Annotated in this window: 13 protein-coding genes; 8 read left to right on the top strand and 5 right to left on the bottom strand. The window is 64.0% G+C overall.

Going from position 1 to position 18,736, the window contains the following annotated elements; translation table 11 throughout:
• Positions 1-5 precede the first annotated feature (5 nt).
• Positions 6-2,390, bottom strand: a complete 2,385-nt coding sequence (locus tag ABIE56_RS18640) for a TonB-dependent receptor plug domain-containing protein (RefSeq protein WP_429245301.1) — start codon at positions 2,388-2,390, stop codon at positions 6-8.
• Between the two features lie 556 nt (positions 2,391-2,946).
• Here ABIE56_RS18640 and ABIE56_RS18635 point away from each other — a divergent pair.
• A complete protein-coding gene (locus ABIE56_RS18635; RefSeq protein ID WP_429245300.1) occupies positions 2,947-3,312 on the top strand; it encodes a hypothetical protein in 366 nt (121 codons plus the stop codon).
• Between the two features lie 1,083 nt (positions 3,313-4,395).
• On the opposite strand, the gene ABIE56_RS18630 is transcribed toward ABIE56_RS18635, so the two are convergent.
• Positions 4,396-7,437, bottom strand: a complete 3,042-nt coding sequence (locus tag ABIE56_RS18630; RefSeq protein WP_429245299.1) for a TonB-dependent receptor — start codon at positions 7,435-7,437, stop codon at positions 4,396-4,398.
• 434 nt (positions 7,438-7,871) lie between these two features.
• Between ABIE56_RS18630 and ABIE56_RS18625 the strand changes: the two genes are divergently transcribed.
• Positions 7,872-8,405, top strand: a complete 534-nt coding sequence (locus ABIE56_RS18625) for a DUF6630 family protein (RefSeq protein WP_429245298.1) — start codon at positions 7,872-7,874, stop codon at positions 8,403-8,405.
• 10 nt (positions 8,406-8,415) lie between these two features.
• On the opposite strand, the gene ABIE56_RS18620 is transcribed toward ABIE56_RS18625, so the two are convergent.
• Positions 8,416-9,309 carry a LysR family transcriptional regulator gene (locus ABIE56_RS18620; protein ID WP_429245297.1) on the bottom strand — a complete coding sequence of 298 codons (894 nt, stop codon included), beginning with the start codon at positions 9,307-9,309 and terminating at the stop codon, positions 8,416-8,418.
• Between the two features lie 120 nt (positions 9,310-9,429).
• On the opposite strand from ABIE56_RS18620, the gene ABIE56_RS18615 reads away from it, so the two are divergent.
• The 5 genes from ABIE56_RS18615 to mfd all read left to right on the top strand — a co-directional run bounded on the left by ABIE56_RS18615 (position 9,430) and on the right by mfd (position 15,995).
• Positions 9,430-10,062 carry an NAD(P)-dependent oxidoreductase gene (locus tag ABIE56_RS18615; protein WP_429245296.1) on the top strand — a complete coding sequence of 211 codons (633 nt, stop codon included), beginning with the start codon at positions 9,430-9,432 and terminating at the stop codon, positions 10,060-10,062.
• 22 nt (positions 10,063-10,084) lie between these two features.
• The gene (locus ABIE56_RS18610; protein ID WP_429245295.1) at positions 10,085-10,987 is read left to right on the top strand and encodes a 23S rRNA (adenine(2030)-N(6))-methyltransferase RlmJ; all 903 of its coding nucleotides are present in this window, start codon (positions 10,085-10,087) and stop codon (positions 10,985-10,987) included.
• A gap of 28 nt (positions 10,988-11,015) precedes the next feature.
• A complete protein-coding gene (locus ABIE56_RS18605) occupies positions 11,016-11,522 on the top strand; it encodes a Slp family lipoprotein (protein ID WP_429245294.1) in 507 nt (168 codons plus the stop codon).
• Positions 11,523-11,555: 33 nt separating this feature from the next.
• The gene (locus ABIE56_RS18600; RefSeq protein ID WP_429245293.1) at positions 11,556-12,464 is read left to right on the top strand and encodes a cation diffusion facilitator family transporter; all 909 of its coding nucleotides are present in this window, start codon (positions 11,556-11,558) and stop codon (positions 12,462-12,464) included.
• Positions 12,465-12,545: 81 nt separating this feature from the next.
• The gene (gene mfd / locus ABIE56_RS18595) at positions 12,546-15,995 is read left to right on the top strand and encodes a transcription-repair coupling factor (RefSeq protein ID WP_429245292.1); all 3,450 of its coding nucleotides are present in this window, start codon (positions 12,546-12,548) and stop codon (positions 15,993-15,995) included.
• 155 nt (positions 15,996-16,150) lie between these two features.
• Here the strand turns inward: mfd and pncB are convergent, their stop codons facing one another.
• Together pncB and ABIE56_RS18585 are read right to left on the bottom strand one after the other, a co-directional pair.
• On the bottom strand, positions 16,151-17,332 hold the full coding sequence (gene pncB, locus ABIE56_RS18590; protein WP_429245291.1) for a nicotinate phosphoribosyltransferase: 1,182 nt from the start codon (positions 17,330-17,332) through the stop codon (positions 16,151-16,153).
• Entirely contained in the window at positions 17,329-17,712 is a 384-nt protein-coding gene (locus tag ABIE56_RS18585; protein WP_429245290.1) for a hypothetical protein, read from the bottom strand. The genes pncB and ABIE56_RS18585 overlap by 4 nt, the downstream gene beginning before the upstream one ends.
• A 93-nt stretch (positions 17,713-17,805) precedes the next feature.
• On the opposite strand from ABIE56_RS18585, the gene ABIE56_RS18580 reads away from it, so the two are divergent.
• Complete coding sequence (locus ABIE56_RS18580; protein ID WP_429245289.1) at positions 17,806-18,603, top strand: c-type cytochrome; 798 nt, start codon at positions 17,806-17,808, stop codon at positions 18,601-18,603.
• The last annotated feature ends 133 nt before the right edge of the window (positions 18,604-18,736 follow it).

Below are 18,736 nucleotides of genomic sequence, written 5' to 3'. Positions count from 1 at the left end.
GCTCATCACTTCCAACGGTAGGTCACGCTGGCGTAGTAATAACGGCCGTTCCAGCTCAGCGGCGAGAACAGGCTGTACTTGAAGTTACCATTGGTGGAGTTGGCGTACTTCACCTGCTCGGGGCGCGCATTGGTCACGTTGTCCGCGCCGGCGGTGAATGTCCAGCTATCCAGCGTGTAATCCGCGGAAAGGTCGAGCGTCCAGCGGTGGTCGAAGTTCTGGTCCAGCGCTGCGCCGCTGTTGCTGTACACCGTATAGCTACCGTAACGCTGCACATTGGCGTGACCGGCCCAGCGCCCGTGCAGGTAATCAAAACCCACATCCAGCTTGGTGCGGGGGTTGGTATCGCCCAGCAAGCCCAGCCGTTCGCGGCGCTCCACGCGCTGCACGGCCACGCCAAGGTCATCGAGGATGGCCGGATTGGGCTTCACCTTGGTCACTTCGTTTTCGTTGTACGCCCAGCCCAGCGTGGTGTTCAGGCGGTCGCCATTCGAGAAATCGAAGCCGTACTGGCTGACGAAGTCGATACCACGCGTGCGGGTATCCACGGCATTGGTGAAGTAGCGGATGGACTGGTAGTTCGCATCCACGCCGTTCGCGGCGAGGTACGCGTTCACGGCCGGGGTGTTCACCGGGATATTCGACGACAGGTTGATGCGGTTGGTGATCTTGATCCAGTACGCATCCACGCTCACATTCCAGCCGGTGAGCGGCTCAAGGACGAGACCCAGTGTCGCGCTACGCGATTTTTCGGGCTTTAGCTTCTGGGCACCCAGCAACGAGGCCGCCGCCGCGTCCACCGGGAACGTGCCCGATTGCACCAGGACCTGGCCCTGCCCCAGGTCCTGCAGCTGCGACGAGATATCGGCGTAGTGCTGCTGCACGAGCGTGGGCGCACGGAAGCCGGTGCCCACGCTGCCGCGCACCGCTACACGCGGGGTGAAGTCAAAGCGGCCCGACAGCGAGCCCGAGGTCGTACCGCCGAAATCGCTGTAGTGCTCATGCCGGCCCGCCAGCGACACCGCGAAGCGATCGGTCAGGTTGGTTTCCAGGTCGATGTACTCGGACACATCGTGGCGTTGCCAGTTGCCCTGCAGGTCGCCGGTGATGCCGCCGTTGGCGCCGTATTGCGAGACGGCGTCACCCGGGGTCACCTTGTAGGCCTGGCGCAGGTATTCCAGGCCGAACGACACACTCACCGAGTTCGGCAGCCACGACGGCGTGAATTCCTTGCTGATATCGACGTTGCCGGTCTGCTGCTGGGTCTTGTAATCCGCCCCCTGGATAAAGAACGGCGTGTAGCCGTAGGCCTTGTACCAGTCGGCGTTGATCGCGTGGCTGCGCTGGTCGTATTCGTTCGAACCGTGCGTGGCCGACACGTCGTAATGCCAGCCATCGCCGAGTTCACCACGCAGGCCTGCGGTCAGCGTGGTATCGCTCACGATCGGGATGCTGATCGGCAGGTAGCCCTCCGGGTAGATCGAGGGCACATTGGTCGAATCGCCGCGGTGGCGGTACAGACTGGCTGTCTCATCGCGATCGCGGCGATAGATCGCCGTGAAATAGACCTCGGCCGCCTTGCTGAACGCGTACTGCCCCGTGAGCGAGACCTTGTTCGACTGCACGGCGGGATCACCCAGCCAGTAAACCTTCTTGCCGTACGTCGTACCCACGGCGGAACTGCCGTAGTCACGGCCGGCGCGATTCGTGCCGTCGTTGTTCTGGGTATCGATGGCCACATGGATCGATCCCTTCTCGCCGAGCTTGAACCCGGTATCAGCACTGAGCTGGCGCTGCAGGCCATCGCCCGCATCGTAGCCACCGAACTTCGCCGTGACCTGGCCGCCCTCCCCGCCTTTCTTCAGGATCACGTTGATGACGCCGCCGATCGCATCCGAGCCGTAGCGTGCCGATTGGCCATCGCGCAGCACCTCGATACGTTCGATGGCGGAAATCGGAATGGCGTTCAGGTCCACCGGGTTCGAGCCGCGGCCAATGGCGCCGCCCAGGTTAAGGAAGGCGCCCGCGTGCTGCCGCTTGCCATCGATCAACACCAGCACCTGGTCCGGGCTGAGGCCCCGCAGGGTCACCGGGCGCGCCACCTCGGCGCCGCTGATCGTCGTCGGCTGCGGGAAGTTCAGCGAGGGCACCAGGCGTGCCAGCGCTGCCGTGAGCTGAGTAGCGCCGGTCTGCTGGAGCTGCTGCGGCGTGATCACATCGATCGGTTGCAGCGAGCTGGAGACGGTGCGTTCGGTACTGCGTGTACCGGTGACGATCACGGTATCGAGGTTGCTGGCCCGAGTGGCGTCCTGGGCCTGGGCAGCACTGGCAAGCGCCAGCGAAACGGCAACGAACAACGGCGCACGTCGGCGGATGGAACGGTGAGACATGAGGTGCAATTCCCCTGGAGATGGAAAACGAAAGCAACGAGCGCCCGTGGCGGCGCTAGCGCGACACCAGGGTTACGAAGGGATGGATGGCAGGGACGGCGACGCAAGCCGCGGGCGAACCCGCGGTCTGTGCTGCGTCAACGCGCTACAAGCGTGGAGATGACGCCAGGATCAGCCCAGGCAACAACAACACGCGCGCACCACGAAACATCGCGGCATAGCCACGGAGATGTTCGGGAGGTTGGGCGTGTGGGTGTTGTGTGTGTTCACTGGGAGGTTGATTCGCCTGGCTGGTGCCGCCCGAAGGCGGCGGATGGCAGTGGGCAGCGGCATCGCAACATCATGCCGCAGCCCATTTGTTGCACTGCACAGTGCATTTGTCAACCACCCCACACCACGCACGGCAACCCCTGCGCCGATTCTGTGTAAGAAAGTTCTCACTCGATTTCTCGGCAAAGACCCACACGAATCTCGGATTTACCGGACAAGCAACGGGGAGATCGGCTGATAGCGTCATCTTCCGACGCCTCATTGTGAGGCAACTTGGGACGGCACCATGAAAATGCTCTTGATCGGCATGCTCGTCGCTACGGGTTCGGCATTGACATCGGGCGAAGCTGCGGCCGTAGTGACACAAGGCCATACATACGTTTTCTACAACGGTACGCAGTTGATCGGCCAATCGCTGCTTTACTGTAATAACGCGCAGCGCCACTGGGGCGACGCCTCTCAACACAACCTCGACAATGCGATATCGGTGAGTTACTCGTGTGACGATAGCCGGGCCATTCACGTCGGTTATCCGGCGAACATCGATCCCTGGGTGAAAGCCAACTTCTGTTCCCAAACGGGCGTTTGCGACGACGGTCCCGAACCGACGCTCGGAGCGCCGGCGTTGCAGTCACTCCTCTGGTCCGACTAACTATCTGGCGTTTGAGGCCAGGGGCGCTGACCCGCCGGCCGAAATAGCGGCGCGATCGCGTTCAGCGGTCGCGCCGGTTCATTCGCTAACGCGAATGCATGTTTCATGCGGCTTACGCCGACTTAGGCTTGAGCCGTGGAGGACTCGGGGGTGGGCAGGCCCTTGGTGCCGCCAGTCGCGGACCTTCGGACCGGGCCGTAGGCACCCTCATCGCTACCATCGATGCGTGGCGCGGCCCTCCGCTCATGTCGGCCCCAAGGGCCTGCCCACCCCCGAGTCCACAAGGCGCGTTTCGTGCCGCACAAGCCTGCACACGGTAGCCCCGCGCCCTGTAGGAGCGCGCTTGCGCGCGATCAGCCAACAAGGCGGTAATGCCCTGTCGCCCGCAGATCGATGTGCCTCGGTAGGAACGCGCGATGGTACGCCATGACACCCGACGTCCACCCCGAGGCGCGAAGCATCGGCGCTGTGCGGTTACGGCGGTGACGGGGGTGGTGAAGGTGACCGCAATGACATTTCGTCGCCCGCGACGGCTGCGGTCGTCGCACCGTGCGTCGGTCTGCCGAGCTAGCGCACGGTATGGCGTAACCGCTTCGTTGGCTTTTCGCGCGCAAGCGCGCTCCTACAGGGCGTAGCGCACATATCAGCGTTTGACTGCGTGCTCTCCGGCAAGCGACCTCATCGTGGGGTGCGCGGGTGGGCAGGCCCTTGGGGCCGACATGAGCGGAGGGCCGCCGGGCGCTCTGCGTTTCGCGATACGGATGCCTACGGCCCGGTCCGAAGGTCCGCGACTGGCGGCCCCAAGGGCCTGACCATCCGCGCCTTCCTCAACCCGACAAGCAGGAGGCGGCGTAAGCCGCTGGAAGCATGCCGTCGCACAGCGAATGAACCGCTTCAAAAAGAGCCTGCAGCGTCAGCGACCCCGCAAATGCGCGATGAACCAAAAAAAAGCGCCACCGTTTTGCACGGCGGCGAGGGGAGAGATGCACAGGGCCATCGAGGGCCCGGCTGTTGTTATTGCCGGTGCTGGCAGGCGGACATCTCCGGTCCACCATGCCAGCACACGACATGGGTTGACGCTGTTTAGAAGTCGTACGTCGCCGTCAGGCGGGCGTAACGCGGCGTCTGGTAATACACACCCGTGTTGTAGCTGTTCGACACGGTGAAGCGGTCGTCCTCGTAAGTGGCATCGGTCGACAACGGCTTCTGCTCGTTGGTCACGTTGAACACCTGGAAGCCAAACGCCAGCTTGTGGTCGGCGAACTCCGGACGGTATTCCACCGCCAGGTCGAGCTGCTTCACCCACGGCTGGCGCTGCTCGCCCGGCGCATACAGCTTGCCGGCGCACGAGTGGTACGACGAGCCGTAACCGATCGGGTCATCATCATCCGGGCCGAAGAAGCCAAGGCACGACTTCGGCGCGCCGGAGGTGAGGCGAACCGAGCCGGAGACCATCCATTCCGGGGTGAACTGGTAGTAGCCGTACGCCTTGAACTGGTGCTTGCGATCGTTGGCGAGCAGGCCGTTGCTGTGGACCATCAGTGCAGCGGCATCCCAGTCCTGCGTCTTCGAGATGTCGTCCTGGCCGATATCCGACTTCACCTGGCCCTCCGTGTTGCCGTAGCTCTTGGAGAAGGTGTAATCGACATGGGCGAACCACTTGCCATCGAACGGATGCTCAAGGTAGAGGTCGAGGGCGTAGTACTTACGCTTCGCACCTTGGGTGAAGCCCCAGTCGTCCTTGCTCATCTTCACTTCAGTACGGCCATTGCCATCGGCATTGGCGAAGCTGAAGTTATTCGACTTGCCCGGGTTGAAGATGACGCAGCCCGGAATCGTCACGCTATCCGGATCCACGCCCATCGACAGAAGCTTCAGCTGCACCTTGCCGGTGCCATCGCCATTGGCCGTATCGCACACGTCATCGATAGCAGCCTGCAGGCGGCGCAGGGTGAACTTCGCACCAGTGACCCACTGCGTGCCCAGGGTCTTGTCGAAACCGAGGATGGCTTCATCCTGGTACTGGGATTTCAGGTTCGTTGCCGTGATCGACTTCGGGTCGTTCGGCTGGCCGTACTCGCCGTTCGACGACACTGGGCCGGGGCCAAAGCCGGTCAGGCCGGTCGGTTCACCGTTGGCATCGATGCCGGTGTAGGTGAAGTACTCGTTGGTGAAGATGGAAGACGACGCACCACGGATGGCCACGCTGTTCGGCAGCGCGAGGTAGTAGCGACCCAGGTTGCCGTAGATCTTCAGCGAGGAATCGCCGAACACATCCCACGACGCACCCAGGCGCGGAGCCCACTGGTTACCGCTGTTGACGTAGCTCTTGCCATTATTGTTGAAGTTCTTGAACCGATCGTTGCGGACACCGGCGGTGATCAGGAACTTATCCGTGACCTGCCACTTGTCTTCAACGAAATACGCCTTCTGATCCACCGACATGCTGGTGGTCGTGTTGAAAATATAGCGGCGGGCGTAATAGCCATCACCACCCGGCGCACCTACGCCAAGGATGGGGTTGAGGTCCACGGTCGGATCGTTGGCATGCCCATAGATCCACAGATAGCCCGGACCCGTGGTCGCTACGCCCTCGTTGTGGGCGCTATAGAACATGTTATCGATACCGCCTGCCAGGCGGTGGTCACCGACCTGCCATTCGAGGTCGGCACGCAGGCCGCGGGTCTTGCTGTTCGCATCCGCGGCGTTCTTCTGCGTCGTCGCGGTCGAATTGCGGATCGGATCGCCGCCGTTAAAGGCCGGATCCTGGTTGGTCGCCCCGCTGATGAAGGGTAGGCCGAGGTCGCCCGGGTTACGGCGGATATCGTCGGTGTGGCTCTTGCCGTAGGTCGCCGAGAACGTCAGGTCATCGGTGATGTAACTGGTGTACTTGGCGATGCCGTACTTCGCTGCGATCTTGGTGGTATCCGGGTACTGGCCTTCGAAGCCCGTATGGATCCGGTCGTCGTAATCGAAGGTGCTGTACACGCCCTCCTCCTCGTCCACCGAGCGGATGCCCGTCAGTTCGAGGATGTTGCTGTCGTTGATGTTCCAGTCCAGCTTGGCGTAGTACTTCGGCAGGTGGTACGTGTAATTGTTCGTCGCAGGCGTTTGCAGGACCGTGTTGGTCGACTTGCCTTCCGTCTTCTCGGTTTCGGCAGCCACGAACATGTACAACTTGTCCTTGATCAGCGGGCCGCCCGCGTAGCCGCTGATGGTGCGGGTCCACTGCGTATCGCCTTCACGGCTGCGGTATAGCGTGCCCGGCAGCGTGTCATCGGTATAACCGTAGGGTGCCGACAGGTTTTCGTTCGGGAAGAACTGGTTCGGGCGCGCAGCGCGCGTGAACTTCGGCTCCCACAACACCTGGGCGCCAAAATGCCACTCATTGGTGCCACGCTTGCCGACCTGCGAAATCACGCCGCCATCGGAACGGCCGTAACGTGCGCTGTAGCCGCCCGTATAGACCTCCTGCTGGTCGATCGCGCCGTACGGCAGGCTGATACCGCCCAGGTTCTTCAGCGGATCCGAGGTGTTGTAGCCGTTGATGTAGTACGCGTTTTCAGACACACCTGCACCGCCGAACGACACGGTGCGGCCAAACGCGCCGTTACCGGTGACGACGCCGGGCGCCAGCAGCGCGATGGCCTCGGCGGTGCGACCCAGCGGCAGGCGGGCGAGCTGTTCGGAGGTGACGACGGTACGCGAATCGACCGCGGAGACGTCGATCGGCGGCAGCGCGCTGGCGCTGACCGTCACCGATTCCAGCGACTGGGCATTGGCGGCGGATGCGCCGACGAAGGAGACTTCCGAACCCTGCCCCACGGTGAGGCCGACGTTCTTTCGCGAATCGACCACCTGGCCGTTCTGTACGACATTGACGGTATAGCTACCCAGCGGCAGGTTGCCGATGCGGTAGCGGCCATCCTGGCCTACGGCGACTTCACGGGTGACACCCGTGGTACCCGAAGCCTGGACAGTGGCGCCAGGCGTGGCCTGGCCAAAAATTTCGCCGGTGGTTGCCTGCGCGAGCACCTCTCCCGTGCCGCCCAGACCTGCCGCGAGAGCAAACGCCAGCGCGGAACGGCGCAGGAACTGCGCCTTTCGGATGTTGCCTGAATTCATTTACCGCTCCCCAAAATGGCCACAGTGGCCTACAGAACGCCGGCGATGGCCGGCCATCTCACGTAAAGGCCGCCGTATCAAATTCACGCTCTCCCCAGAGCGTGCAAAGGCGGTTTTACGTTCCGTCACACATCAAGATCTTGCGACACCCCGAACATAGAACCGCTTTAATTGTTGCGTCAACAGCTACAAATCCGATTTTTAATGCGAAATGCACATTTCCGTAAAATTTCTTAGGTAAGTACTTATGTCACATAGATTTTCCTAGTTAACTACATAATTTCCTAGGATTTTTTCCAGTCTCATTACTTTGAGATATTTCTCAGGACCATGAACAACGCCGGTTAACACGTTTTTTCTTGCGACACCGGCACACAATCGGCACGAAACCACGTGTGCGATCATTCCGCCCCTCTTCGGCAGGCCCATTCCCCATGAGCGATTACGACGACGATTACGACTACGAACGCGAGCACGACGACGACGAGGAAGACAGCGTGGAATCGCAGGTCTGGCACCTTCTCCTGCTGATCAACCCCGGCGACGAAGACGCGGCCATGCAGCAGTTCACGGCCTACCGCGATGATGTCGAAGAGGAAGGCGAAGACGACCCCATGGCCATCGTCGCGAAGGTCACCGACTGGCGCTCGGGCTTCGAGGTAGACGCGGACGACACGCGTGCGTTGATTGATGCGATCAAGGAACTGGTTTCGCGCTGGAGCGGCGTGGAAATCGACTGGGGTGGCGACCCCGATGATGACGAATTCCACGAAGAGGTCGACGGCCCCGAGATCTTCTCGCGCGCCTTCGATTCGCTGAACGAGCGCGGCTACACGCTGTGGTCGCGCGAAGCCGAGGACGACGACGTCTACGCCGGCTGGATCACCTCGTCGCGTGATGACGAACAGATGCGCGTGCTCGCGACCCAGTTGGGCATCAACCTGCGCCTGGGCAAGGATGTGATGTAACGGGCGCGCCTCACGGCGTGCCCATACGCTCCTTCAAAAGATCGATGAAGGAGCGCACTTTCACCGTAGGCTGCCCAGCGTACACGGCATACACGCCGCCCAGGGGCAACTCGTACCCGGGAAGTAGCCGCACCAGTTTCCCTGTCGCGATGTCATCGTGAGCCATGTAATCGGGCAGCACGCTAATGCCCATGCCGGCCATGACCATCGCATGCGTCGCCAGCGCGCTGTTGGCGCTGGCGGCGGGATTAACCTGCACGGCCGTCTTCGCGCCCGCCGCATCGGTGAACGTCCACCGGGTTGGCGAGGGCAATACCGTGAGCGCGACCCAGCGATGCGCGGCCAGATCTTCCGGGATAACCGGCGCACCGTATTCAGCGATATAGGCCGGTGTCGCCACCAGGCATTCGCGCATATCCGCCAGCCGGGTGGAGCGCAGGGAAGAGTCGCGCAGCCAGCCAATGCGGATGGCAACATCGAATCGCTCCGCGATGACATCCACGAGGGTATCGCTCGCCACCAGCTCCGGGCGCACCTGCGGATAGCGGCGTACGTACTCGGCAAGCGCTGGCGCGACGATCAACGGCCCGTGATCCCCGGCGGCAGCGATGCGCAGGCTGCCCATCGGGGTATCGCGACATTCACCCAGGCGGGTAATGGCGGCCTCGGCATCGGCCACCACCCTGGCGCAATCCTCGTAGAACCGCTCGCCCGCATCCGTGAGTGACATCTTCCGGGTACTGCGCAGGACCAGGGTCATGCCCAATTCCTCCTCCAGCCTGGCCAGATGCTGGCTGACCATGGCCTTGGTGGTACCCAGTTGCTCGGCGGCTGCCGTGAACGAGCCCGCCCGGATCAGCGTGACGAAGACCGCCAGACGATTGAGGTTGATGTCGCTGGCCATGGGAACGCCCGCCTACTGTAAAGCCATACTTTACGATGAATTGCGCAATAAGGTGTTTTTTCGAAACGATCTGAGGCGCATGCTGACGGCCAGCTCCCATCCCATCGCAAAGGACCCTCCATGAACATCGTGCTCTTCGGCGCTACCGGCAACATCGGCAAGGTGATCCTCCAGGAGGCTCTGGACCGTGGCCACCATGTCACGGCCATCGTCCGCGACCCGGCCAAACTCTCGGTGCAGAACCCGAACCTGAAGGTCGCCACGGGCGACCTGCTCCGCCCGGCCAGCTACGAAGCCTCGCTCGCGGGTGCCGATGCTGCGATAGCGAGCGTCAACGATCCGGATCCGGATAACGTGCCGAAGCAGGCCCAGGTGCTGCTGGATACCCTGGCGAAGGCGGGCGTGAAGCGCTTTGCCTGGGTGGGCGGTGCCGGTTCGCTGGAAGTGGCGCCGGGCGTGCGCGTCATCGACGACCCGAACTTCCCGCCGGCGTGGAAGCCGTCTGCGATGGGCATGGTCAAGGCGCTGGACGTCTTCCGTGCCAGCAAGGCGGATATCGACTGGACCTTCATCAGCCCCGCGGCGCATATCGAGCCCGGTGAACGCACGGGCAAATACCGTGTCGGCGGCGACCAACTGCTGGTAGATGCCCAGGGCAATAGCCACATCTCGCAGGCGGATTACGCCATCGGCCTGCTCGATCGCCTGGAAAAGGGCGACGCGGCGCGCAAGCGGATCACCCTGGCTTATTAACCCGAGCGGCTATACTCGCCGCATGAACTATCGCCACGCATACCACGCCGGCAACTTTGCCGATGTCATGAAGCACATGGTGCTCGTGGCCCTTATCGATTCGCTGAAGCAGAAGGCCACGCCCTTCTGCTACATCGATACCCATGCCGGCAGCGGCCGGTACGACCTGCGCGGCGTGCAGGCCCGCAAGACCGGCGAGGCCGATGAAGGCGTCGCCCTGCTGAAGACGGCTACCGGCCTGCCGCCGCTGCTGTGGAAGTGGCTGGAGACCGTGCGCGCCTGCAACGAAGGCGACGATATCCGGTACTACCCGGGTTCGCCGTGGATCGCCGCGCACCTCATGCGCGAGAACGACACGGCCCAGCTGTGCGAACTGCACGGCGAGGAAGCTTCCAGCCTGCGCCAGCTTTTCCACCACGACAGCCGCATCCACGTGCATAACCGCGACGGCTACGAGGCCATGAAGGCCCTCGTACCGCCAAAGGAAAAGCGCGGCGTCGTGTTGATCGATCCGCCCTTCGAACAGCAGGATGCCGAGTTTCGCGTGATCGAAAAGGCACTCAAGGCGGCCATGGAAAAGTGGCCCACCGGCATGTTCGCCGTGTGGTACCCGATCAAGCTGCGCAGCCACGTACAGCCCTTCCATCGCTGGCTGGCGACCAAGAGCGGTGCCAAGCGTGTGCTCATGGCCGAGCTGCTGCTGCACAAGGATGACTCCCCGCTCCGCCTCAACGGCACCGGGATGGTGATCGTGAACGCGCCGTGGAAGCTTGATGAAGCGCTGCGCGATAGCCTGAAGGTACTGCCCAAGCTGCTGGGCCAGGCCGGCGAAGCCGAATACCGGCTGACCTGGCTCGTGGAGGACGGCAAGGACCCGGCGCCCCTACACATCGCGCATCCACCACGTTCAGTACCAAGGCGCTAAAGTCAGCCCACACGCCAGGAGCCGACCCATGCGCCATGCCACCGTCCGTCTCGCTGTCCCTGCTGCCCTGCTCACGCTGGCCCTTAGCGCCTGCGCGCCAGCGCCCATCTACAAGGCCACGCCGAACACGGTGTCGGTACCACCCGCACAGGTATCGCGCGAACCGGAGCGCTACGGCAGCTCCGATGTGATCTGGGGCGGCCGCATCGTGCAGGTCAAGAACTACACCGACCACAGCGAGGTCGAGGTGCTGGCCTACCCCCTGGATAGCTCCCAGCGGCCAAAGGCCGATGACACGGGCAGCGGCCGCTTCATCGCCGCCATGCCGGGCTACGTCGAAAGCCTCGACTTCCCGGCCGGCGGCCTGGTGACCTTCGCCGGCCGCCTCAACGGCACGCGCACGGGCAACGTCGGCCAGGCCAGCTACACCTTCCCGCTGGTATCGGTGAATCAGTCACACGTATGGACGGCCAAGGAAATGCAGGGCGGCCATCCGAACGTGAGCTTCGGTGTGGGTGTCGGCGTCATCCGGTAAGATCTTGCGATCTTTCAGGGACTAGGGAACCACATGTCGGGCCACGCTGATTCAAAGCGCGCGATCTTCCTCGCGCTCGGCGCCAACTTCGCCATTTTCGTCGCCAAGCTGGTGGCCGCCCTGTTTACCGGGTCCGGCGCCATGATGGCTGAAGCGGTGCACTCGCTGGCCGATTGCGGCAACCAGGGCCTGCTGTTGCTGGGCATGCGCCAGGCCAAGCGGCCGCCCTCGCCCGATTACCCACTGGGCTGGGGCCGCGCCCTGTACTTCTGGTCGTTCCTGGTCGCCATCCTGCTCTTCAGCGTGGGCGGCATGTTCTCGGTGTACGAAGGCGTGCATAAGCTCACGCATGCCGAGCCGCTGAGCTGGCCGTGGCTGGCGGTGGGCGTGCTGGTGTTCTCGATCGTCACCGAAGGCGTATCGATGCACGGCTGCATGCAGGAAGTGAACAAGGCCCGCGGCGAACAGCCGCTGTGGCAGTGGTTCCGCGAAACCCGCGCCAGTGAGCTGCTGGTGATCTTTGGCGAGGACCTGGCCGCATTGATCGGCCTGTGCCTGGCGCTGGCCGCCGTGATGCTTACCATGCTCACGGGCAACCTGATCTTTGATGCCATCGGCACCATCTGCATCGGCGTGCTGCTGATCGTGGTGGCCATCGCCGTGGCCCGTGAGGTGAAGGCCCTGCTGATCGGCCAGGGCGTTGAGCCGAAGCGCCGCGCCGAGATGGTGGCCTTCCTTGAAGCCCGCACCGAGATCGACCAGGTCTATAACCTGCTCACCCTGCAGATGGGCCCCGATGTGATGGTGGCGATCAAGGCCAAGATGGCGCCGACACCGACGCCACGCGCCATGATCGAAGCCATCAACATCGTCGAAGCCGACTTCAAGGCTCGCTTCAAGGATGTGCGCTGGAGCTTCTTCGAGCCCGATTACGCGGATTGAGCGGGCGGCGGGCCTACAAAGCGGTGACGCCCTGCCCTGTACAATGGCCGACTACCCTGCTTCGAAGACGCTGCCAGAACGATGCCCGTAGCCCTGCCCCGCCCGCCGCTTCCCGCCAACGCCAAAACCCGCCGCTACTGGGCCGTGCCACATGGCTCCGCCTGGGCCCTGGAAGTGGCCGAGGCGGCCCGGGCGCACGATGGCCTGCTGGTGGTCGTGGTACGCGATACCCGCAGCGCGGATAACCTGGAAAGCGAGCTGGGCGTCTTCGCTGGCGAGCTCCCCGTGCTGCACTTCCCTGATTGGGAAACGTTGCCCTACGACGTGTTCAGCCCGCACCCCGAGGTGGTCTCGCAGCGCATCGCCACGCTCTATCGCCTGCCTTCGGTAAAACGCGGCGTACTGGTGGTGCCCGTCGCCACGCTGATGCAGCGGATCGCGCCACGCACGCACATCACCGGCGCGGGCCTGGTGCTGCGCAAGGGCCAGAAACTCGATATCAGCGCCGAGCAGCGCCGCCTTGAGGCAGCCGGTTATCGCAACGTCCCGCAGGTCACCGAGCCCGGCGACTTCGCCGTCCGTGGCGCACTGATCGATATCTACGCCATGGGCGCGAGCGAGCCCTACCGCATCGAACTGTTCGATGACGAGATCGAATCGATCCGCACCTTCGATACGGAAACCCAGCGCTCGCAGCACCAAGTGGAAGGCGTGGACCTGCTCCCCGCCCGCGAATTCCCGGTGACGGACGAGGCGGCCAAGGCCTTCCGCGCCGCGCTGCGCGACCGCTTCCCAATCGATGTACGCCGCTGCCCGCTCTACCAGGACATGAAAGAAGGCGTGACGCCGGGCGGCATCGAGTACTACCTGCCCATGTTCTTCGCCAAAACCGAGACCCTGTTCGAGTACATCGCCGATAACGCGATGTTCGTGCTGGGCGAAGGCGTACTCGAATCCGCCGCCGCGTTCTGGCAGCAAGTGGGCGACCGCTACGACCAGCGCGCGCACGATATCGAGCGCCCGGTGCTGCCACCGGCCGAGATCTACCTTCCGCCGGATGCGCTGCGCGAGCAGCTGAACAAGCAGGTGCGCATCGATGTGGTCGAAAAGGGCCACGAGCACGCGGTGGACCTGGGCACGCAGCCGGCCCCCGAGCTGCCGCTGAACCGCAAGGGCGAGGAGCCTGGTACGGCCCTTCGCCATTTCCTTGCGCACTACCCCGGTCGCACCCTTATCGCTGCCGATTCGGCGGGCCGCCGCGAAGCGCTGATCGAGCAGCTCGCTGGTGCGGGCATGAAGCCGGTGAACATCGACGGCTGGAAAGGCTTCCTCGCCAGCGACGAGAAGTTCGTCATCACGGTGGCATCGCTCGAGCAGGGCTTCGCGCTCAACGAACCCGCCTTCACGGTCCTGACCGAGCGCGAGTTGTTCGGCGAGCGCGTGCGCACCGAGCGGCGCAAGCGCGTCGGCGCCGCTCGCGATCCCGAAAGCATCATCAAGGACCTGACCGAGCTGCAGATTGGCTCGCCCATCGTCCACATCGACCACGGCGTGGGCCGCTACCAGGGCCTGCTCACCCTTGATGTGGGCGACATGCCCGGCGAGTTCCTCACCATCGAGTACGCCAAGGGCGACAAGCTCTACGTACCCGTGGCGCAGTTGGGCCTGGTCAGCCGCTACACCGGTACCGCGCCGGAGCTGGCCCCCCTGCACTCGCTGGGTGGCGACGCCTGGGAGCGCGCGCGCAAGAAAGCCGCCGAGAAGGTCCGCGACGTGGCCGCCGAGTTGCTTGCGATCTACGCGCAGCGCGAGGCCAAGGTCGGCGAGGCGCTATCGGTCGACCGGCAGATGATCGAAGAATTCGCCGCCACGTTCCCGTTCGAGGAAACGGCGGACCAGCAACGCGCCATCGATGCCGTGATCGTGGACCTGGCCGCGCCGCGCGCCATGGATCGCGTGGTCTGCGGCGATGTGGGCTTCGGCAAAACCGAAGTAGCCCTGCGCGCCGCCTTTGCCGCAGCGACGGCCGGCAAGCAGGTTGCGGTACTCGTGCCCACCACCCTGCTCGCCCAGCAGCACTATCGTAACTTCGCCGATCGTTTCGCTGACTGGCCGGTACGCGTGGAAGTGCTCTCCCGCTTCAAATCGAAGAAGGAAGTGGGCAACGCGCTGGAACGCCTGGCCGACGGCCAGGTGGATGTGATGGTCGGCACGCACAAGCTGCTGCAGCCGGATATCCGCTTCAAGAACCTGGGCCTGGTCATCGTCGATGAAGAACAGCGCTTCGGCGTGCGCCAGAAGGAGCAGCTGAAGAAGCTGCGCGCCGAGGTGGACCTGCTCACCCTCACCGCCACGCCCATTCCGCGCACGCTGAACATGGCCATGAGCGGCCTGCGCGACCTGTCCATCATCGCCACGCCGCCCGCGCACCGCACCGCCGTGCGCACGCTCATCTCCACCTGGCAGCCGGCACTCATTCGCGAAGCGATCCAGCGCGAGCTGGCCCGCGGCGGCCAGGTGTATTTCCTGCATAACGAAGTGGAAACCATTGAGCGCCAGGCGCGCGAACTGGGTGAGCTGATTCCCGAAGCACGCATCCGCGTCGCGCACGGGCAAATGCCGGAACGGGAACTGGAACAGGTCATGGCGGATTTCCACCGCCAGCGTTTTAACGTGCTTGTATCCACCACGATCATTGAATCGGGTATCGATATCCCGACCGCCAACACGATCGTGGTGAACCGCGCCGACCGCTTCGGCCTGGCCCAGTTGCACCAGTTGCGCGGCCGTGTCGGTCGCTCGCACCACCGCGCCTATGCGTACCTGATCGTGCCCGATCGCAAGGCCATGACCGCCGATGCCGAGAAGCGTCTCGAGGCGCTGGCTTCGCTGGAGGAACTGGGCGCCGGCTTCACCCTGGCCACCCACGATCTCGAGATCCGCGGCGCCGGCGAAATGCTGGGCGAAGAACAGTCCGGCCAGATCCAGGAGATCGGCTTCGGGCTGTACACCGAATTGCTCGACCGCGCCGTGCGCGCGCTGCGCTCGGGCAAGATCCCGGACTTTGACCTGACCTCGGAACACGAGACCGAAGTCGAGCTGCACCTGCCCGCGCTGATTCCCGACGATTACCTTCCCGATGTGCACACGCGCCTTACGCTGTACAAGCGCATCGCCAGTGCACGCAACGATGAAGGCCTGCGTGAGCTGCAGGTCGAAATGATCGATCGCTTCGGCCTGCTGCCCGACCAGGCCAAGTGCCTGTTCGCCGTGGCGCAGCTGAAGCTCATGGCCACGCCGTTGGGTATTCGCAAGGTGGATTTCGGCCCCAGTGGCGGCCGCATCACGTTCCGCGAGAAGCCCGATATCGATCCGGTGGCACTGATCCGGTTAATCCAGCAGCAGCCGCGCATCTTCAAGATGGACGGCCAGGACAAGCTGCGCGTGATCATGGAGCTGCCCGGTAGCACGGAGCGCATCCGCGCGGCGCAGGAAACGCTGGTTTCGCTGGGCGCCCGCCGCCCGTCCTGAATAGGCGGCGCATCAGCCGCCATGACCGCTCTTGTAGGAGCGGGGGGGGGGGGGGGGGGGGGGGGGGGGGGGGGGCGCCCCGCCCCCCCCCCCCCCCCCCCCCCCCCCCCCCCCCCCCCCCGCTCCTACAGGAAGCCAGCTGTGCAACGACTGGCTTATGTCGCCGGCGGCAAATCGAACACGCGGCGCAGGTACGCCAGGTAATCCAGGTCCTCGCACATGCTCTTGCCGGGTGAATCGGAGAGCTTGGCCACGGGCTGGCCGTTGCAGCGGGTCATCTTGATCACGATGTTGATCGGATCCGGGCCGGTATCGTTAGTGAGGTTGGTGCCCACGCCGAACGACACGATGCAGCGGCCTTCGAAGTGCTTGTGCAGCTCCATCACCTTGGGGATATCCAGGCTGTCGCTGAAGACCAGCGTCTTCGTACGCGGATCGACGCGGTTCTTTTCATAGTGAGCGAGGATCCGGTCGCCCCAGGCGAACGGATCGCCCGAGTCATGCCGCGCACCATCGAACAGCTTGCAGAAATACATGTCAAAGTCGCGCAGGAACGCATCCAGGCCGTACACATCGGAAAGCGCGATGCCCAGGTCGCCACGGTATTCGCGCGCCCATGCTTCAAGCGCCGCCACCTGCGAATCGCGCAGGCGCGGGCCCAGCGACTGGAAGGCCTGGAGGTATTCGTGGGCCATGCTGCCGATGGGGGTCATGCCCTGCTGCTTGGCGAACAGCACGTTGCTCGTACCGGCCAGGTGCTTGCCCCACTCGGCCCGCATGATGCCCAGCGCTTCTTCATGCCATGCCCCGGAGAAGCGGCGCCGCGTACCGTAATCGGCCACGCGCACCTTTTCGAACCCCGGCGTATCGCGCAGCAGTGAAATCTTCGCGTGCAGGCGTTTGCGGCCTTCGGTGAGGTCGTGATCCGGGTAGGCCTGGCGGAAATACAGCTCGTTGATGATCGCGAGCAGTGGCACTTCGAACAGGATGGTGTGCAGCCACGGGCCACGGATCACCAGCTCGATCTCGCCGTTGCTTTTCGCCGACGGGGCGATCTCCACGTACTTGGCATTGAGCTGGAACAGGCCGAGGAAATCGACGAAGTCGCTGTCGATGAAACGCATGGCGCGCAGATAGGCCAGTTCGTCCTCACTGAAACGCAACGAACACAGGTGCGCGAGCTCTTCCCTGATGGCTGGAATAATCGGCACCAGGTTGATGCCGGGCGTGCGGCAGCGGAAACGGTATTCCACCTCGGCCGCCGGGTACTGATGCAGCACCACCTGCATCATGGTGAACTTGTAGAGGTCGGTATCCAGCAGCGAGTTGATGATCATGCGCTGGCTCCGGTCAGGGCGATCTGCTTCTCAACGGCTTCGAGGAAGCTGTCCGTCCCGGGCCAGGACGTGATGCGACCGAGCTTCTTGCCCCGGTGGAACAGGAAGAACGCAGGGATGCCATGCAAGCCGAAGCGTGTGGCCATCTTCGGATCGTCGTACACGTTGTCCTGCATCCAGCGCACCTCGGGCTTCTGGAAGCGCTCCTGGGTCAGCAGCATCTGCCGCTTGGCGATATCGCAGTTGGGGCAGTCACGGCCCCACAGGAACAGGATGGCGATGCGGTTGTCATCAGCCGCGAGGTCGGCATCCAGCTCGCCACTGGTGATCTTCGGCATGGGGAAGCGCGCGAAGAACTCGGGAACGGTGGTATCGGACATGGTGGATCCGTGATCGTGTGAACTGCCCTCATGGGGGCGGGAGGGCCATAATTCGAGGGTACCGCGGCCATTCGCCCTGCCCAAGGATTCCCCGTGCGCTTCTTGCTAGCCCTACTCCTCGCCGGCGCTACCGGCCTGGCCCAGGCCGCCAGCCTTTCGATCGATACCGGCCACGGCGCCAACGCCCTGACCACCCAGCAACTGCTCGTGCGCGCCGATGCGCGGACGATCGAGGTGCCGGGCGATGTCTCCTACCACCGCACCATGCGCTACAAGGCGGTGCCGCTGAAAGCCCTGCTCGGGGGTGTGGCGGCCGATGCGCACCTGCAGTTCACGGCACTGGATGGCTTCGCGGCGGAGATCCCTGCGGCGCTGATCCTGGACGGGCACGGTGCCGAGGCATGGCTGGCCGTCGAGGACACGGCATGGCCCGCGCTGGGTGATGGCAAGCCCTCAGCGGGTCCGTTCTATCTGGTCTGGCTGCACCCCGAGGCCGGCAAGGTAGGCCCCGAGCAGTGGCCGTACCAGATCGCCTCCGTACGCGTGCTGGCCGACCCGGCCGCCCGCTTCCCGCTCATGCGCCCCGCCGCCGGCCTGGCGAAGGACAGCCCCGTTATGCGCGGCTTCGAGGTATTCCAGCGCAACTGCATCACCTGCCACACGCTCAACGGCCAGGGCGATGCGAAGCTCGGCCCCGACCTGAACATTCCGCACAGCCCCACCGAGTACCTGCGCGACGGCATGCTCCGCGTGCTGGTGCGCAACCCGCAAGACCTTCGCCATTGGCCGCAGGCGAAGATGCCCGGCTTCAACAGCACGGTGCTATCCGATCGGGACCTGGATGACCTGGAGGCCTACCTGAAGCACATGGCCGGCCGAAAGGCCAAATGAAGCTCAACCCCCTGTAGGAGCGGGGGGGGGGGGGGGGGGGGGGGGGGGGGGGGGGGGGCGGGGGGGGGGCCCGCGGGCGCGGCCGCGCCGATGGCAGGGGGGCGGGGGGGGGGGACTGGGTGGGCGGGGCGGC

The organism is Luteibacter sp. 621, assembly GCF_050435445.1.
In the GTDB taxonomy this organism is placed as follows: Bacteria; Pseudomonadota; Gammaproteobacteria; order Xanthomonadales; family Rhodanobacteraceae; genus Luteibacter.
The sequence above is the reverse complement of the archived record's forward strand: the minus strand, read 5'-3'. Positions and strand labels throughout refer to the sequence as shown.

What these genes read in the sequence shown, in the direction of transcription:
- ABIE56_RS18640 (WP_429245301.1), bottom strand. Translation starts at nt 2,390, where the DNA reads ATGTCTCACCGTTCCATCCGCCGACGTGCGCCGTTGTTCGTTGCCGTT.
- ABIE56_RS18635 (WP_429245300.1), top strand. Translation starts at nt 2,947, where the DNA reads ATGAAAATGCTCTTGATCGGCATGCTCGTCGCTACGGGTTCGGCATTG.
- ABIE56_RS18630 (WP_429245299.1), bottom strand. Translation starts at nt 7,437, where the DNA reads ATGAATTCAGGCAACATCCGAAAGGCGCAGTTCCTGCGCCGTTCCGCG.
- ABIE56_RS18625 (WP_429245298.1), top strand. Translation starts at nt 7,872, where the DNA reads ATGAGCGATTACGACGACGATTACGACTACGAACGCGAGCACGACGAC.
- ABIE56_RS18620 (WP_429245297.1), bottom strand. Translation starts at nt 9,309, where the DNA reads ATGGCCAGCGACATCAACCTCAATCGTCTGGCGGTCTTCGTCACGCTG.
- ABIE56_RS18615 (WP_429245296.1), top strand. Translation starts at nt 9,430, where the DNA reads ATGAACATCGTGCTCTTCGGCGCTACCGGCAACATCGGCAAGGTGATC.
- ABIE56_RS18610 (WP_429245295.1), top strand. Translation starts at nt 10,085, where the DNA reads ATGAACTATCGCCACGCATACCACGCCGGCAACTTTGCCGATGTCATG.
- ABIE56_RS18605 (WP_429245294.1), top strand. Translation starts at nt 11,016, where the DNA reads ATGCGCCATGCCACCGTCCGTCTCGCTGTCCCTGCTGCCCTGCTCACG.
- ABIE56_RS18600 (WP_429245293.1), top strand. Translation starts at nt 11,556, where the DNA reads ATGTCGGGCCACGCTGATTCAAAGCGCGCGATCTTCCTCGCGCTCGGC.
- mfd (WP_429245292.1), top strand. Translation starts at nt 12,546, where the DNA reads ATGCCCGTAGCCCTGCCCCGCCCGCCGCTTCCCGCCAACGCCAAAACC.
- pncB (WP_429245291.1), bottom strand. Translation starts at nt 17,332, where the DNA reads ATGATCATCAACTCGCTGCTGGATACCGACCTCTACAAGTTCACCATG.
- ABIE56_RS18585 (WP_429245290.1), bottom strand. Translation starts at nt 17,712, where the DNA reads ATGTCCGATACCACCGTTCCCGAGTTCTTCGCGCGCTTCCCCATGCCG.